The 16604-nt window shown below is 35.1% G+C and carries 12 protein-coding genes and 1 riboswitch; of the genes, 1 reads left to right on the forward strand and 11 read right to left on the reverse strand.

Going from position 1 to position 16604, the window contains the following annotated elements:
* Positions 1–171: 171 nt before the first annotated feature.
* The 6 genes from metH to prsW all read right to left on the reverse strand — a co-directional run bounded on the left by metH (position 172) and on the right by prsW (position 9280).
* Entirely contained in the window at positions 172–3609 is a 3438-nt protein-coding gene (metH, locus tag BKP37_RS07580) for a methionine synthase (protein WP_071309004.1), read from the reverse strand.
* A gap of 29 nt (positions 3610–3638) precedes the next feature.
* On the reverse strand, positions 3639–5489 hold the full coding sequence (locus BKP37_RS07585) for a bifunctional homocysteine S-methyltransferase/methylenetetrahydrofolate reductase (protein ID WP_071309005.1): 1851 nt from the start codon (positions 5487–5489) through the stop codon (positions 3639–3641).
* A gap of 43 nt (positions 5490–5532) precedes the next feature.
* Entirely contained in the window at positions 5533–6705 is a 1173-nt protein-coding gene (metC, locus tag BKP37_RS07590; protein ID WP_071309006.1) for a cystathionine beta-lyase, read from the reverse strand.
* Between the two features lie 13 nt (positions 6706–6718).
* Positions 6719–7822: a methionine biosynthesis PLP-dependent protein gene (locus tag BKP37_RS07595; RefSeq protein WP_071309007.1), complete on the reverse strand. Its 1104-nt coding sequence runs from the start codon at positions 7820–7822 to the stop codon at positions 6719–6721.
* 246 nt (positions 7823–8068) lie between these two features.
* A riboswitch (SAM riboswitch) is annotated at positions 8069–8178 on the reverse strand.
* A gap of 203 nt (positions 8179–8381) precedes the next feature.
* Positions 8382–8606, reverse strand: a complete 225-nt coding sequence (locus BKP37_RS07600; protein WP_071309008.1) for a hypothetical protein — start codon at positions 8604–8606, stop codon at positions 8382–8384.
* A complete protein-coding gene (prsW, locus tag BKP37_RS07605) occupies positions 8603–9280 on the reverse strand; it encodes a glutamic-type intramembrane protease PrsW (protein ID WP_071309009.1) in 678 nt (225 codons plus the stop codon). Before prsW ends, BKP37_RS07600 begins: the two co-directional genes overlap by 4 nt.
* 208 nt (positions 9281–9488) lie before the next feature.
* Here prsW and BKP37_RS07610 point away from each other — a divergent pair, with 208 nt between their 5' ends.
* Positions 9489–10460, forward strand: coding sequence for an asparaginase (locus BKP37_RS07610; protein ID WP_071309010.1), 972 nt, complete (start codon positions 9489–9491; stop codon positions 10458–10460).
* Positions 10461–10868: 408 nt separating this feature from the next.
* On the opposite strand, the gene BKP37_RS07615 is transcribed toward BKP37_RS07610, so the two are convergent.
* The 5 genes from BKP37_RS07615 to BKP37_RS07635 all read right to left on the reverse strand — a co-directional run bounded on the left by BKP37_RS07615 (position 10869) and on the right by BKP37_RS07635 (position 16293).
* Positions 10869–12137 carry a Glu/Leu/Phe/Val family dehydrogenase gene (locus BKP37_RS07615; RefSeq protein WP_071309044.1) on the reverse strand — a complete coding sequence of 423 codons (1269 nt, stop codon included), beginning with the start codon at positions 12135–12137 and terminating at the stop codon, positions 10869–10871.
* Between the two features lie 512 nt (positions 12138–12649).
* Positions 12650–13573, reverse strand: coding sequence for a D-alanine--D-alanine ligase family protein (locus BKP37_RS07620; RefSeq protein ID WP_071309011.1), 924 nt, complete (start codon positions 13571–13573; stop codon positions 12650–12652).
* 373 nt (positions 13574–13946) lie between these two features.
* The gene (locus BKP37_RS07625) at positions 13947–14552 is read right to left on the reverse strand and encodes a genetic competence negative regulator (RefSeq protein WP_071309012.1); all 606 of its coding nucleotides are present in this window, start codon (positions 14550–14552) and stop codon (positions 13947–13949) included.
* 359 nt (positions 14553–14911) lie between these two features.
* Positions 14912–15814, reverse strand: a complete 903-nt coding sequence (locus BKP37_RS07630) for a MerR family transcriptional regulator (protein ID WP_071309013.1) — start codon at positions 15812–15814, stop codon at positions 14912–14914.
* Between the two features lie 98 nt (positions 15815–15912).
* Positions 15913–16293 (reverse strand): hypothetical protein, encoded by a 381-nt coding sequence (locus BKP37_RS07635; protein WP_071309014.1) that lies wholly within the window; start codon positions 16291–16293, stop codon positions 15913–15915.
* Positions 16294–16604: the final 311 nt, after the last annotated feature.

Genomic DNA, 16604 nt, shown 5'->3' on the forward strand with positions numbered 1-16604 from the left:
CATGAAATCATCAAAGAAGCAATCCAGGCGGTCAGTGAATTCAGAAACTCGACTGCCGTGTTCGAGCCGAAAGCTCCTAGAGCTAGACAGCTTCCAACTTCAAAAATTTTATACTTAAGTTACAAAGAAAAACGTCACTGATTAACTCAGTGACGTTTTTCTGAATGATATTTATTCAACATTAAAATAGCGAGCTTCTGGATGGGCAAAAACCATCGCAGAAACCGATGCTTCTGGATCCATCATCGCTTCCTCTGTTAAATCAATCCCAATTTCTTGAGGGTGAATTAAGTTAAAGAGCTTTTTTTGATCCATTAAGTCAGGACATGCAGGATATCCAAATGAAACCCTAATCCCTTGATAGCGTGCCGAAAAACGGTCTTGCATCGAGAGTTCTGGATCATCTGGAATTCCCCATGAATTTCTCATAAGATGGTGTAAGTGCTCAGCAAAAGCTTCCGCTAACTCTAAAGCTAGTGCTTGTAATAGGTGACTTCTTAAATAGTCTCCTTTTTCTTTCCATTCAGTCGAAAGTTGTCTCACTCCAACTCCAGCAGTAACCGCAAAGAACCCCACATAATCGATTTCACCTGATGATACTGGCTTTAGAAAGTCTGCCAAACATAAGTAAGGCTCTTTCTTTTGGCGCGGAAAGGTAAACCTCTCAATTTCCTTTTCATTATTAAGAGGGTCATAAATAATAATTTCGTTTCCTTCTGATTGAGCAGGGAAAAATTGATATACACCATTTGCTTTCAAGTACTCTTTTTCAACTACTTCCTTAAACAACTCATCTACCTTTGTTTTTAAATCAATAGCCTTTTCATTACCTTCTTTTATTAAGCGTTCAACTTTTCCTTTTAACCCCAAGTGCTTACCTAGTAATGTTTGGATATTAACATAAGGTTTGATATGCGTTAATTTATAATCCAGATAAGCATGCTTCACTAGATCTTTAGGAACATAAACAGGAGTTTGTGTTGACACCTTTGATCTAATTACAACATTTGTACTATCATTTTCAACTTGTTCTTCTATAGTACCAGAAATAGGTTTCACAGCTTTTTTCTTCTGATTATTTTGACTTCTATTTTCTCCATTTTTGAAGAGCTGATTAGCGATTTCTAATCCATTCATCGCATCCTTTGCATAATGAACTTCGCCTTCATATTGGTCTTGTATTTTTGTTTCTGTAAATTTACGAGTTAAAGCTGCTCCACCCACCAATATAGGAATAGAAATTTGTTGTTCCCGTAAATCTGCAGCAGTTAATACCATTTGTTGAGCGGATTTCACGAGTAAGCCCGATAATCCTATCGCATCAGGATTCTCTCTCTTTACTGCATCTATTAATTCGTTTGAGGTTACTTTAATACCTAAATTTATAACCTTAAATCCGTTATTGCTTAATATAATCTCAACTAGATTCTTACCTATATCATGAACATCACCTTTTACAGTTGCTAATAATATTTTCCCTTTTCCACTATCATCTTTTTTCTCCATAAACTGCTCTAAAAATTGAACTGATGCTTTCATAACTTCAGCACTTTGTAGTACTTCTGCGACAATAAGTTCATTGTTATTAAAGAGTTTGCCTACAGTATCCATCCCAACCATTAAAGGACCGTTAATTACCTCAAGTGGTGTTTCGTATTTTTTTAATGCTAGCTCTAAATCTGGAATTAATCCTTCTTTCGTTCCTTCCACAACATAATCTTGAAGACGTTCTTCTAATGTTTGGTTCGTTGAAGCTTTCTTTTCTTCCTTCTTTTTCCCTCGATAAAACGCCGTAAATTCAGCTAATACTTCATCCGATGTTTCAAAGAGAAGCTTTTCTGCTAAAAGTCGCTCTTCCTCTTTAATAGAAGCAAAACGTTCTAATTTTTCAGTATTAACGATAGCATAATCAAGTCCAGCCTGAGTACAGTGATAAAGAAATACAGAATTCAGTATTTCTCTTCCTACTGGTGGCAGACCAAATGAAATATTACTAATACCTAAAATCGTTAAACATTCAGGAAGACGTTCTTTTATTTTTCTAATTCCTTCAACTGTCGCCTTTGCAGAACCAATATATTGTTCATCACCCGTCCCTACTGGAAAAACAAGCGGATCAAAAATAATGTCTTTTGGATTTATTCCATATCGAGTAACGAGTAGATCATAAGAGCGTAAGGCTACCTCTAATTTTCTCTCTGCTGTTACAGCCATTCCAACCTCATCAATGGTTCCAACAACCACCGCTGCACCATACCTACGAATGATTGGAGTAATACTTTCAAAGCGTTCCAATCCATCTTCTAAATTAATGGAGTTAATGACAGCTTTCCCTTGTGAGTACGTTAGAGATTTTTCAATTACTTTTTCATCTGTCGAGTCGATCATAAGTGGTACCTTAACTTTATTTACAACAAAAGGAAGGAAATTTTCCATATCCTCAAGTTCGTCACTATCAGGATCCGCTAAACAAATATCAATGACGTGAGCTCCCTTTTTTACTTGTGCACGTGCAATTTCTGAAGCTTCCTCAAATTTATGGTCTTTAATTAACATTTTAAACTTTTTGGAGCCAATAACATTTGTTCGTTCTCCAACAAATAAAGGACGCATTGTTTCATCATAGATGAGAGGCTCAATTCCACTTAACGCATGAGGATGTCCTTCTGCTAACGGGCGAGGTTTCATATTCGAAACAGCTTCTCGTATTGCTTTTATATGATCAGGAGTTGTTCCACAACACCCACCAACCACATTTAACCACCCTTTTTCTGCAAATTGCTTTAACTTTCGAGCTAACATATCTGGTGATTCGTGATATTGTCCTTCTTCATCCGGTAACCCCGCATTAGGAAAGCAAATGACGGCTGTTGATGAAAGATTTGATAAAGAACGAATATGGTCTTGCATAAACTCAGGCCCAGTTGCACAATTCAGTCCGACAACAGTAGGCTTCATATGTTCGATTGACAAATAGAAAGCTTCTATATTCTGCCCTGCAAGTGTGGTCCCCATAGGTTCAATTGTTCCTGAAATTATTAATGGTACTCTTTTTTCAAGCTTCTGAAATGCCTTTTCGATTCCAACATAAGCCGCTTTCACATTTCTTGTGTCTTGACTTGTCTCCACTAAGAGCAAATCAACGCCACCTACTAATAACCCATACGCTTGCTGCTCATATGCTTCTATTAAATCATCAAATGTTGCACCACCAGTGACGGATAATGATTTAGTTGTAGGCCCCATCGAGCCTGCTACATATCTTGGCCATTCAGGTGTTGAAAACTTATCTGCAGCTATTCTTGCAATTTTTGCTGCTTTTTCGTTAATTTCTACAGCTAAATGTTGTAGGTCATAATCAGCTAATACAATATTTGTTGCTCCGAACGTATTCGTTTCAATAATATCTGCACCTGATTGTAAATATGCTTCATGAATATCCTGAATAACGTTTGGTGCGGTAATATTTAAGTATTCATTGCAACCTTCAAAATCCTCCCCACCAAAATCTTCTTCGGTAAGATTAGCATTTTGAAGCATCGTTCCCATAGCACCGTCTAATATTAATATTTGATTTTTTAACCGTTCTTCAAACGATTGGAATTTCATATATAACCCTTCCCTTTCCAATGCTGACTTTAATAACTTACTTTTTTAGGGGGTGATAAAACATTTGTTAGCGACGTCCAATAGTTTGTTAACTCAATTGTCATTTCGTATCGTAAAAATGGAGTAATTAAATATAACCCGTTAAAGTAACGATGAACTTCGTCAATTAATTCTTTTGCCATTTGAACCCCTTCATTTTGAGAGGCGATCTTATCATTAGACAATCTAGCCATTCTTTCTCTTGTTTCATCTGTAAGTTTAATGCCCGGCACTTCATTATGAAGAAATTCAGCATTTTTTGAACTTGTTAAAGGCATGATCCCAATATAAATTGGTGCTTTAATATGCTTAGTAGCCTCATAAATTTTCTTGATCTGCTCTTTAGAATAAACAGGCTGACTTAAAAAATAATCAGCTCCATATTCTAACTTTTTTTCCATCCTTTTAACAGCTTGTTCAAGATGCTTTACGTTTGGATTAAAAGCGGCTCCGACAGCAAAATTCGTTTGCGCTCCCAAGTCTTTTCCCGAAAAAGATACACCTTTGTTCATTTGTTTAATAAGTCTTATTAAATCAAAAGATGCCAAATCATACACTGATGTCGCTCCAGGGAAATCGCCAATTTTAGTAGGATCTCCAGTAACTGCTAGTACCTGATCAATACCTAATGTGTGAAGTCCCATTAAATGCGATTGTAATCCAATTAAATTCCGATCACGACATGTAATGTGTACTAACGGCCTCACATCGTGTTGGCTCTTAATAATAGACGCTAGTGATAAATTGCAAACTCTAGGAGATGCTAGTGAATTATCAGCTAAAGTAACAGCATCGACTCCAGCTTCTTTTAATTTTTTCGACCCTTCGATAAAATCATCAACATTTAACTTTTTTGGTGGATCTAGCTCTACGATTACAGATTTTCTTCTCAAAGTAATTTCTTGAAGAGACTCTTTATTATCCTTATGAAAAACAGTAATATTCTTTCTCTGTTTTGCTTTCACATGTTTGACTTTAATTGGTTCTTTACCTTTTACAGCATTACTAACAGCTCGAATGTGGTCTGGTGTGGTTCCACAACAACCGCCAATTAACCTTACTCCTTCTCGAACAAATGATTTAGCACTTTCTCCAAAGTATTGTGGATTTGTTTGATAAACAAGTCTACCGTCTATATAATCTGGCAAGCTTGCATTAGGATAAGCTGAAAAATAAGCCTTATCTAACAATGGTACATCTTCATAAGATTGGAGCATATGAAACGGCCCCATCCTACAGTTCATCCCAACTACGTCAGCACCTAAATCCTGCAAGGCTGATAGCGCATCCCCTAAAGGTAGTCCACCATGTAACACACCAACTTCATCTAACGAAACGTGTGAAACAATAGGTAAATTGGTCGCTTTCCTTGCAATAGTTAAACATCTTGTAAGCTCTTCAAAGTCATAGTAGGTTTCTAATAGGAGTCCGTCAATTTCAGTATTAAGTAAACTATCTAGCTGTTCTTTAAAGCTTTCCTCTATTTCTTCTAATGATTGAGCTCTTTTTTGAAATCCTCTGATTCCACCAAGTGTACCTAATACATAAACATTTTTATCTGCCGCTGCACTTTTAGCTAGCTGCACAGCACTTTTATTGAAAAGATCAGTTTGGTCTTCTAAACCATAACGAGCTAATTTAATTTTATTAGCTGCATACGTATTCGTCTGAATAACTTCTGAACCCGCTTCAATATAAGCATTATGAACGTCTCGTACTTTTTGTGGATCAGATATATTTAACTCTTCAAAACAGCGATCTAGCCCTTTTAAGTATAGAAATGTTCCCGTTGCTCCATCTCCAATTAACGTTCTCGTTTTCATTTCCTCTAAAAAACCCATCCGTCTCTTCCTTTCTAAGCAAAGCTAGTATCACTATTTTCGTTTATTTTTTTACTAAACTACTTTCTATGGTCTCAAGGGCTTGTGTAAAATCACTAATAAGATCATCAACATCTTCTAAACCTACAGATAATCTCAATAGACCATCACTGATCCCACGCTTTTCCCTTTCTTCTTTAGGCATTGAACCGTGAGACATTGTAGTTGGGTAGGAAAGAATCGTTTCGACCGCTCCTAGACTTACTGCAAACACTGGTAGTTTTACGTTTTCAACGAAGGCTTTAGCATTTTCTTTTGATGAAAACTCAAATGATAGAACGGCACCATGACTTGTTGATTGCTGTTCTTGAATTTCTTTTCCTGGGTGCTGTGGCAGACCTGGATAGTAAACTTTTTCAACTTCTTGTCGACCATTTAACCACTCAGCTAGTTTTGCAGCAGCAAGAGTGCTAGCATTCATCCTAACTTGTAATGTTTTTAATCCCCTTAGTACAAGCCAACTATCTTGTACGCCTAAAATTGCTCCAAACGAGTTTTGCAAAAAAGCTAGTCGCTTTCCTAACTCTTCATCTTTAACAACTGCAAGACCAGCTACAACATCACTATGTCCACCAAGAAACTTAGTAGCACTGTGTAGTACAATATCTACTCCCAGTTCTAAAGGTCTTTGAAAAACAGGTGTTAAGAAGGTATTATCACAAAATGTTAAACAATTATGTTTTTTAGCTAATTTAACCATTGCACGAATATCTGTTATTTTCAATGTAGGATTTGATGGTGTTTCGATGTAAATTAATTTTGTATTTGGTTGAACTTTCTCAGCAACTTCCACTTCATTTGTCATATCTACAAATGTATGTTCAATTCCGAATCGAGGTAAAACCTCTGTAACAAAACGATACGTTCCACCATAAACATCTTCTGTAATTAATACATGGTCACCTTCTGAAAGAAGCATAAATGCAGTAGATATAGCAGCCATTCCTGAAGAAAAAGCAAAGCCTCTAGTTCCTCCTTCAAGCTGAGCGATTACATCCTCTAATGCTTTTCTCGTCGGATTCGATCCTCTTGCATATTCATAAATACCAAACTCATCAAATGAGTTTTGATGAAATGTAGAGGAATGATGAATAGGAACACTAACCGCTCCTGTTGACGGACAAACTTTATGGTCATTATGCAATAATTGTGTATGAATGTGATAATTTTCAGACAAAACAAACAACTCCTTATTTTAATATCTCGAATGCTTGAGTTAAATCATCAATTAAGTCTTCTTTATTCTCAATTCCAACTGAAAGTCGAAGAAGTCTACTACATACTCCATACTTTTCACGTAATTCAAGTGGTATGTCTGCATGAGTTTGTGTTGTCGGATACGTCATAAGACTTTCTACTCCACCTAAACTCTCAGCAAAAGTTATTAATTTTAATTGTTGTAAAAGGGAATTCACACATGCTCCATTTTCTATTCGAAACGAAAGCATCCCACCTCGACCAGGGTAAAGTACATCTGTAACTTTCGGATGATCTAGTAAAAAATTTGCAACTGCCTTAGCATTTTCTTCGTGCTTTTCCATTCTTAATGCTAAAGTTTTCATTCCACGAATAAGTAACCATGAATCAAACGGAGAAAGTACTGCCCCTATACCATTATGAAAGAAAGCAATTCTCTCACACAACTCTTCTCCTTTTGCAACAACGAGACCAGCAAGTACATCATTGTGTCCGCCTAAATATTTAGTTGCACTATGGATCGTAATATCTGCACCTAACTCAATTGGCCTTTGTAAAAGTGGGGTGAAAAATGTATTATCGACAATTAACAGCAGATCGTTTTCTTTTGCAACTTTACTCACTCTTTGAATATCTATTTCTTGCATAAGTGGATTTGTTGGTGTTTCGATAAATATAGCTTTGGTTTTATCTGTTATTAATGAGGAGAGCTCTTCATAGCTCTCTCCATCCCAATATTGAAAAGATAACCCCCAATGCTTCCAGCCTTGCTCGAACAAACGATATGTTCCACCATACAAATCTTGGCAAGCAATCAACTCGTCTCCTTCTTTAAATATAGACATTATCGTTTGAATAGCAGCCATACCTGAACTACAAGCATAACCTCTATCTCCACCTTCTAACTCCGCAATTCCTTCTTCTAAAAGTTGTCTAGTCGGATTTCCAGTTCTCGTATAATCATAACCTGTTGATTGGCCAATCCCTGCATGACGATAAGCTGTCGAAAAATAAACGGGTGGATTAATTGCTCCTGTTTTCGCTTCACTTCTATTGCCTAACTGAACTAAATTCGTCTCAATATGCTTGTAACCCATTTTGACTCCCCCATAATAATTATGTTTAAATCTTAATAGTTTAAATTATTAGAAAACTCTTTTTTCAAAAGTCTATTAGTGACCTTTCCCCTTCAATATATACTTTACTTTTTCATTGAAGCACCTTGAAATAGGCTTCCTAATAAAATATAAAGTATGAAGTCAACATAATCGATTATCCTAAAAAATTATAACAAAAAACCTTCTTCCAAAATAAGAAGAAGGGACTAATATAAATTAGACTTCTTCTCATCTTCCAAGTAATTTGATCACTTGGTGGATTTAGCACCTGACCGGAGTCCGGCTGGTTGCTGAGATATCACAGGGCCACTTCCCTCCATCTCTCTCGATAAGAATTTTAAAAAAATTTTAAATTTTCTTTGATTATTAAACTACACTATTTTTATTAAAATTGCAAATAATTTATTTAATTGAATAAATATCTTAATTACAAAACGAGCTACATAAATCTATTTCTGGTCGCGAACGGTCAAACGCAACTAAAAATTTTACCATAGTATTGAGGGTAATGTATTCTAAAATTCATATGATTATCTGGTTATTCAGGGTTAGCATCAACTTCTAAATGCTCTTCGTTCCCACATATACAACGTTTAAACCCTGTTTCAAACTGGCCTTCAGAAGTCCGCTTTCCCCGTAAAATATACTTTTCCCCACATTTGTTACAGCGAACGGTTACCTTAAACCTTTGCTTTATTTTTAACAATAGGCTCACCTCAGTTTTTATATTTCTTACTCCTACTATTTTTACCCAACTTCTCAAATATTTTTCACCTCAGTACTATGATTTGTAAAATATTTTGAGTTTGCTAATTTAACTTTTCTTAACGCTAAATACCACAAGAAAAACATGAAGGGCAACATAAAATATATCCAATATTTTTGTACATGTAATATATAATTAAATACCCCATGTAAAACCCAAGGAATAAGAAAGGACAATAGTTTTAATTTCTCTCTTTTACCTTTTTTACTGAACTTTGCTTTTCCTAAATAATAACCCATAATTACACCGAATAGAGCATGACTTGAAACTGGCAATAACGCTCTAAAAAAAGCTTGTTCAACTCCCAATGCTAGCAAATAAAAAACATTTTCCATTGTTGCAAAGCCAAGAGAAACAGAAACACCATAAACAATGCCATCATAATGTTGGTTAAATTGAACATGCTTATAGGCGATATAATACAAAATAAACCACTTAAAAAACTCTTCGAATAAAGCAGCTAAAACGAATGACTCTAAGAATGGACCTAATAATAAACCTTCTTCTTGAAAGGCATATTGAATAACTATCACTGGAAAAACAATTAATACACCATAAATAAAACTGCGTATGACCATACCAATCGGCTCAGAGTTGTACTGATCTTTTAAATAAAAGAAACAGAGTAACGCAACACTAGGAGCTAAACTAGCAAAAATTATACTTACCATTACAATTATTTTTCCTCTCTTTTTTTTCATGGTACCATAATTTATTTTTATTTGAGAATAAAATCAATTATATTTAAAATAGCTATATTAAGTGAACTCGTTTCAGCAAGCTGAAACATCGGAAAATCCCACCTACGCTACGCTTAGAGGTGGGGGACTTTCCCCCTAAAAAATTCAGATAAATTAACTAAATTAAGGAATGATAAACTTGAAAAATATTTTATTACTACATACTGGTGGGACGATTGCAATGAGCGAGGACCACGAAACTGGTGCTGTTACCCCTGAAGGACAAAATCCATTAGAAACGAATTTAAAAGCATTAGAAAAACACGCAAAAATAACATCTGAACAATATGTTAATATTCCTTCCCCTCACATGACTCCAAAAATTATGTTTGAACTTGCTAAGCATGTGGACGAAAAGATTATTAAAGAAAAATATGATGGAGTTATTATTACTCATGGTACAGATACTCTAGAGGAAACTGCTTATTTATTAGACTTACTAATACAAACAAGTATCCCAGTAATTGTAACAGGCGCAATGCGTTCAAGTAATGAAATGGGCGCCGATGGTCCATATAATTTATTACAAGCCTTGAGGGTCGCTATTTGTGACGAGGCTTATCGTAAAGGGGTTCTTATTGTCTTAAATGATGAAATACATACAGCAAAAAATGTAACCAAAACTCATACTAGCAACATAGCAACTTTCCAAAGCCCTCAATACGGTCCAATTGGAACAGTAACAAAAAGAGGCGTATTTTTTCATCATATCCCAACGAAACGGGATAGCTACGTAATCAAAAAGCTATCTAAAAAAGTATTACTATTAAAAGCTTTTGCCGGAATGGACGACGAGCTTATTCAAGCAGTTTCAAGCATGAAATTAGACGGGGTGGTCATAGAAGCTTTTGGCCAAGGAAACCTACCTCCAAACATGGTACCTAGTCTAGAAAAACTATTATTAAATCAAATCCCTATCGTATTAGTATCACGATGCTTCAACGGAATCGTTCAGGATACTTATGGATATGACGGGGGCGGAAGGCAGCTTAAAAAGTTAGGTGTCATTTTCACAAATGGATTAAATGGACAAAAAGCTCGCTTAAAGCTTATGGTTGCTTTGGAATTAACAAATAATCATGATGACCTGCAAGAGTTATTCTTAAACTGACATTAAAAGGCTTGCTAGCTGAACTTAAATCATTGACGATTTTCCTTTCCCTCCACTGATTGTTATTATATCTTATCTGACCTAAGGGGCAGTTAATCACCACCTTCGCTTTTTTAGTTTTGAGGTAGGAGTTTTACTGCCCCTTAGGGTGGGATCAATGTAAGCTTTTTCTCTTATCACCATATAGCCAGGTTAAGAATTCACTACAAGAAAAGCGCAAGCGCCTTGTCATGAGCGAAAGGCACTGAAGCTAGACAAGTTTCCAAGTTAGAAATTTATAAATTCTGATTATATAATAAAGCCACACCAAGCAAATTTAGTTACGAACGATCAACTGAAGTAAATTCGCGTGGTGTGACGTAAAAGCTGAATATATATAATTCATTATATACAAGTTATACCTGAACTTTAGATCCAGCCTCGAAAGCGAGAGGCTTCAGCCATTTTTCTGACACCTACCATATAAGCAGCTAAACGCATATCTACCTTTCTTGTTGTTGAAACTCGGTAAACATTTTCAAAAGAAGTTGACATGACTTTTTCTAATTTCTTTTCAACTTCTTCTTCATTCCAGTAATACCCTTGATTATTCTGAACCCATTCAAAGTACGAAACAGTAACACCACCGGCACTCGCAAGAACGTCAGGAACGAGAAGAATATCACGTTTATTTAATTCCTTTGTTGCTTCTAATGTAGTTGGCCCATTAGCGGCTTCAACTACAATTTTTGCTTTAATATTATTCACATTTTCTTTAGTAATTTGATTTTCAATCGCAGCGGGAACTAAAATATCACAATCAAGTTCTAATAGCTCTTTGTTTGTAATAGTTTCTTTAAAAAGTTTCGTAACAGTTCCAAAACTATCACGACGATCCAACAAATAACTAATATCTAACCCATTTGGATCATGCAGTGCACCATAAGCATCTGAAATACCGATGACCTTTGCTCCGGCATCATACATAAATTTAGCTAGATAACTGCCCGCATTACCAAAGCCTTGAATAACTATACGAGCATTTTCGATAGGAATATTTTTCTTTTTGGCGGCTTCACGTATACATATAGTAACACCTTTGGCGGTTGCTGTTTCCCTACCGTGTGACCCCCCTAAAACAATTGGTTTTCCAGTAATAAAGCCAGGCGAATCAAATTCTTTAATTCTACTATATTCGTCCATCATCCATGCCATAATTTGTGAATTAGTGAATACATCAGGAGCAGGTATATCTTTTGTCGGACCAACAATTTGACTAATTGAACGAACGTAACCTCTACTCAGTCTCTCTAATTCACGAAAAGACATAATTCGAGGGTCACAAATAATCCCACCTTTCCCACCGCCATATGGTAAATCAACAATACCAGCTTTCAAACTCATCCAAATAGAAAGTGCCTTTACCTCGTTTTCTGTGACGTTAGGGTGAAAGCGAACACCACCCTTTGTCGGGCCAACTGAATCGTTATGTTGTGCCCTAAAACCAGTAAATATTTTAATTGTATCATCGTCCATTCTAACTGGAATTCTTACCGTTAACATTCTAAGCGGTTCCTTCATTAATTCATATACTTCGGTCGAATATCCTAATTTATCTAACGCTAACTTAATAACTGATTGTGTAGACTTTAATACATCTGTAGATTCCTCTTTACCATTTGAGCCTGTAACCACGATTTTCACCCCTCTATGAATAACATGTCTTTTCTGAGGAAATTCATTTTTTATCTCCTTTGTTAATTAATGAATTTCATAATTCGTTATTCTCGCCACTTAGTTGCAATATTTACATACGTTGAACCCTTCGTACCTAGATATACCTGCATGCGGCTCGTTTTAGGTAAGTATGAAATTCACTCTTATAAACATATTTAAACTTCACATAGAGATTTCACAAGAAAATGGTGTGCTAATAGTAAAGTACCAGCCGCCTCAAGAGCTATAGAAAAAATTTCACACGACTTTTCTATAGAATATTTCATTGAGGTGAGCTGGCACTTGTAGAAAGAGCTTTTATTAAGGTTAAATTACTCGCGTTAAAAATTTGTAAGAAATAGGTAGTATGAGATGATACAGAATTCTCTATCAAAACGCTACTCTATCCATTTATTATTACTTTTCTTTCATTATTATGAATTTCATCATTCATTCTTCTTGCCACTAAGATACTATATCTAGTCCCGTTCTAATTACTTATTTAAAGATAATTGTATAAATTTCTCAATCATATCTTCATAGGATAAACCAACTTCCCTGGCTGCATCCGGATAAAGACTTGTAGGAGTCATTCCTGGGAGAGTATTAACCTCTAGTATTACCGGTTCAGATCCATCGTGCGGAACAATAAAATCGACTCTAGAATAAATATCACACCCTAAAGCAACATGGGCTAGTATAGCTTGGTTTTGTAACTGCTTAGTCAGGTCATCACTTAGTCTAGCTGGAACGATATGCTCACTCATCCCCGGGGCGTATTTAGATTCATAATCATAATATGCATTTTTCGGGACAATCTCAACAATTGGTAATGCTTTTACATCACCTTTATTTCCCATAACCGCAATAGTTACTTCTTTTCCCGAGATAAACTCTTCTAATAATACAACATCATCATGTTGAAACGCTGAGGCAATTCCAGTTATTAGCTCTTTTTTATTATGAGCAATTGTTAAACCAATTGTTGAACCTTCGTGATTTGGCTTAACCACAACCGGATAAGAAAGCTCATGAGAAAAATCAGTTTCATTAAAGGAATGTTTTTCAACAACCTTTTCCTTAGCAACACGAATTCCATTTAAGTAAAACATCTTTTTAGATTTTGCCTTATCCATAGCCAAGGCAGAACCTAAAACATTTGATCCTACATATGGGATTCCTAATAAATCTAATAGACCTTGAATTCTCCCATCTTCTCCAAGTCTCCCATGCAACCCAATAAAAAATATATCAACATCTAAATTCATAATTTGTAGTAAGCATTCTTTCGTTCCTTTAAAGTCAATTTCAATTACGTGATGATTTTTTTTCTTTAAAGCTTGAACGATTCCTTTTCCGCTAGATAACGAAACTTCTCTTTCTGATGAAGTTCCACCATAAAGTACACCTATTTTCATTACACTTAATCACTCCTACAACAGATTATGTAAATTAGTATATTCGCCTATTCACTAATTTGTACCTTGTTTTCTAAAGTCTATTTTATATTAACATTGTCCCTCTAAAAATCAATGAAATTCTAGAAAACAAAAATAACAAGTCTTGTCTAGATAAAAATGGAGCTAAACAGCTTTCTAGCTTTAACTCAAGAAAAGCGCAAGGCGCCCGCCTATCGGAGACAAACACTGGAAGACCTGCTCGTAGCGGTCGGGTTTTTGACCGAAAGAGAAGGTCTGAAGTGATCGAGCCGATGGCGCCTGGAGCTAGACAGTTTCCAAGTTAGAAATTTATAAATTCTGATTATGTAAAAAAAACCCCAACTAGAGGTTTTTAAAAACTTTCTTGCTTAAAAAACACCTTATATAATTGTTGAATAGCATTGTCTTTAATTATCTCTTTTCCATATTCCATTAACCGAAAAATGGTTATTGTAGAAGGATTTCCGTATTCAGATAAGAGAGCAATAAAAGCATCCGTGTCAATACCATACAAATCTTTTTCTTCAAAGGTTAGAAAATATCGGTTTTCAAAATAAAGGAGGCAGCCGGTCGGTACTCCAAAACTATTAAGTCTAGGCGATAGTGAAATTACTTCTTCAATCGTAGAAAATTCGTAAATTATATCTTCACTTTCATCTAATGTCACTTGCATTTCTATATAACCGTCATCAAATTCTTCTTCAATATCATCGTCTTTTTTTGATTTTGTAACGATAATAACCATTCCTTGCGCTGGCATAGAAAAAACCTCTATCGCAATAGGACCATCGGCTTCAAATCCCAATTCATCACTAGCTTCTAACATCATATCTCGAAACAATTGATGTACTTTGGGAATATCTTGCCACATCTCTTCCTTTGTTATGCCACGTTCACTGAGATCATCAAAGGTTAGAAAAATTTTTATTTTATCATAATTAAGCCTCTCTAAGCGCATGTTTATTTTCCCTCCTTTTTCCACAGTTTTATAGGAACAGGTCAAACGCCATAATATCGATACCTTAATTAAAATCCGACACTTTTTAGAAATTATTTACTAATTTATCTGAATTTTTTTGGGGTAAAAGACCCCCACCTCTGAGCATTGCGTAGGTGGGATTTTCCAATCAGGTGGAGTAGACTCTCCACCTGATTTTCCGATGTTTCAGCTTGCTGAATCGAGTTCACTTTATTGGTTCCTTATTCATTCTGTTAGGAAATATATCCGAACAGTTGCTTCTAGCTATTTGGGTAATATTAAGATATGAAAAAAGGTGTGAAGAGGTTCATTTAAAATTAGGAGCAAAAAAATTTTTTCTAATTTTTATTAAAAGAGGTAGTTAACCATTCATCCCATTCCAGTTTTGTTGACCCTATAACTATTTTCTTATATTCGCCTTCTAATAACAGTTTTTTCCCATTACCGAAAAGACCAAGTCTAATATCGTTACTAAAATGATTGATAGCATCGATGAAAGAAATTGTTTTTGGTATATTTTCAGAAACTGTACATGAAAGAAATAAATATTTAGCATTAAACTCTTGAACAACTATTTTTAGTGCTTCTAGAGGTACATTCGTTCCTAGGTAAATAACTTCATAACCTTTCTTTCGTAAATATATTGTGAAAATTAATAAATCCAATTCTTTATTTTCTCCAGGACCACAAACAGTAACTACTTTAGGTAACAGCGTATCCGATTGTATATTATTAAATATAATACCCAATCTACCTTTTAAATAATGTGTAATAAATTGTTCATGCGCCACTGTAATTCTCTTATGTTTAACCATAATACCAATGTCTTCTATCAGCGCGCTAAAGACATCCATGACTACTTTTTCAATGCTAAACAAGCTAAAAACCTCATCTAATATTACATTTGCTTTTGAAGTTTGAAAACTTATTAAACTCTCCTTTAACTCATTAGTCAAAGTTTGTAATCTATTCTCATAATGAGAACTTTGATTTGTCTCTTCATGTATATCTCCCTTATCTAAAAGACCCACTGCTTGTCCAATTGTAAACCCTTTGTTTACTTTCTCTATTAACCATCGCAATATTGCTACGTGTTCATCACTATATAACCGATGTCCGGAATTATTTCGAATCGGTTCAATGATATTATATCTTCTTTCCCAAGCTCTTAATGTGCCAGGTTGTATCCCTAGCAAGTTTGAGATTGCTTTAATATTATACTTTCCTTGATCTTCTGCCATAAATAAGCCCCCGAGTAATATAACCAATCTTTGATTTAACAATAGTATATTATACAAATGAACGTCATGTAAAATTTATACAACCTTAAGATGATTCGTTAGCTTTGATAATACCGATTTCTTTTTGTTACATTAGCATCCATTAAACCATAAAATAACGATACAATTCCGCTACCTATTGCAAGCCAAAGACTCTCAAATCCTATTAATAAAAACACCAGAATTATTACAGAAATCCAGCCTAATTGTTGATATGTCGTACTTTTTTTTATGATCGTTTCAGCTACACTCTTAATTACCCTAGCTATAAATAAAAAACCTATAATAAACAATAGTACGGATCCCAACCATTGAAACGGGTTAAAAACTAACTTATTGATTATAAAGTCGCTAGATAATCCCTCTATTTTTGGAAAGAGATTATTGGATTGTTTTAAGCAAAGGTAGCCAATTACAAGGAAAGCAATACGTTTCTTCACAAAAGCCAACTCCTTATTTATTTATTTTTGCTTCATTCCACTGCTGGGAAGTTATTCTAATTCGACCTTATACTTTTCTGTTTTCCATAAAGATGAACTTCAATCTATGGGAATCTTACTTCCCATTAAGAGTGGAATAAACAACCACCTATTTAAGTTTAGGCTTTAAATTTGAAAGATAAGAACGTACACCATTTAAAGACAGTGGCGTAAACACATATTTAGAAGAGAACTCGTTCTAGCTTCGCTAGAACATCGAAAATTCAGTTGGAGTCTTCAACTCCACCTGAATGGAAGTTCCCACCTACGCT

The organism is Anaerobacillus alkalilacustris (assembly GCF_001866005.1).
Taxonomy (GTDB): Bacteria; Bacillota; Bacilli; order Bacillales; family Anaerobacillaceae; genus Anaerobacillus; species Anaerobacillus alkalilacustris.

Bases quoted from the DNA above. Each gene is read 5' to 3' on its own strand.
- metH (WP_071309004.1), bottom strand. From the start codon at position 3,609: ATGAAATTCCAATCGTTTGAAGAACGGTTAAAAAATCAAATATTAATA.
- BKP37_RS07585 (WP_071309005.1), bottom strand. From the start codon at position 5,489: ATGGGTTTTTTAGAGGAAATGAAAACGAGAACGTTAATTGGAGATGGA.
- BKP37_RS07595 (WP_071309007.1), bottom strand. From the start codon at position 7,822: ATGGGTTACAAGCATATTGAGACGAATTTAGTTCAGTTAGGCAATAGA.
- prsW (WP_071309009.1), bottom strand. From the start codon at position 9,280: ATGGTAAGTATAATTTTTGCTAGTTTAGCTCCTAGTGTTGCGTTACTC.
- BKP37_RS07620 (WP_071309011.1), bottom strand. From the start codon at position 13,573: ATGAAAATAGGTGTACTTTATGGTGGAACTTCATCAGAAAGAGAAGTT.
- BKP37_RS07625 (WP_071309012.1), bottom strand. From the start codon at position 14,552: ATGCGCTTAGAGAGGCTTAATTATGATAAAATAAAAATTTTTCTAACC.
- BKP37_RS07630 (WP_071309013.1), bottom strand. From the start codon at position 15,814: ATGGCAGAAGATCAAGGAAAGTATAATATTAAAGCAATCTCAAACTTG.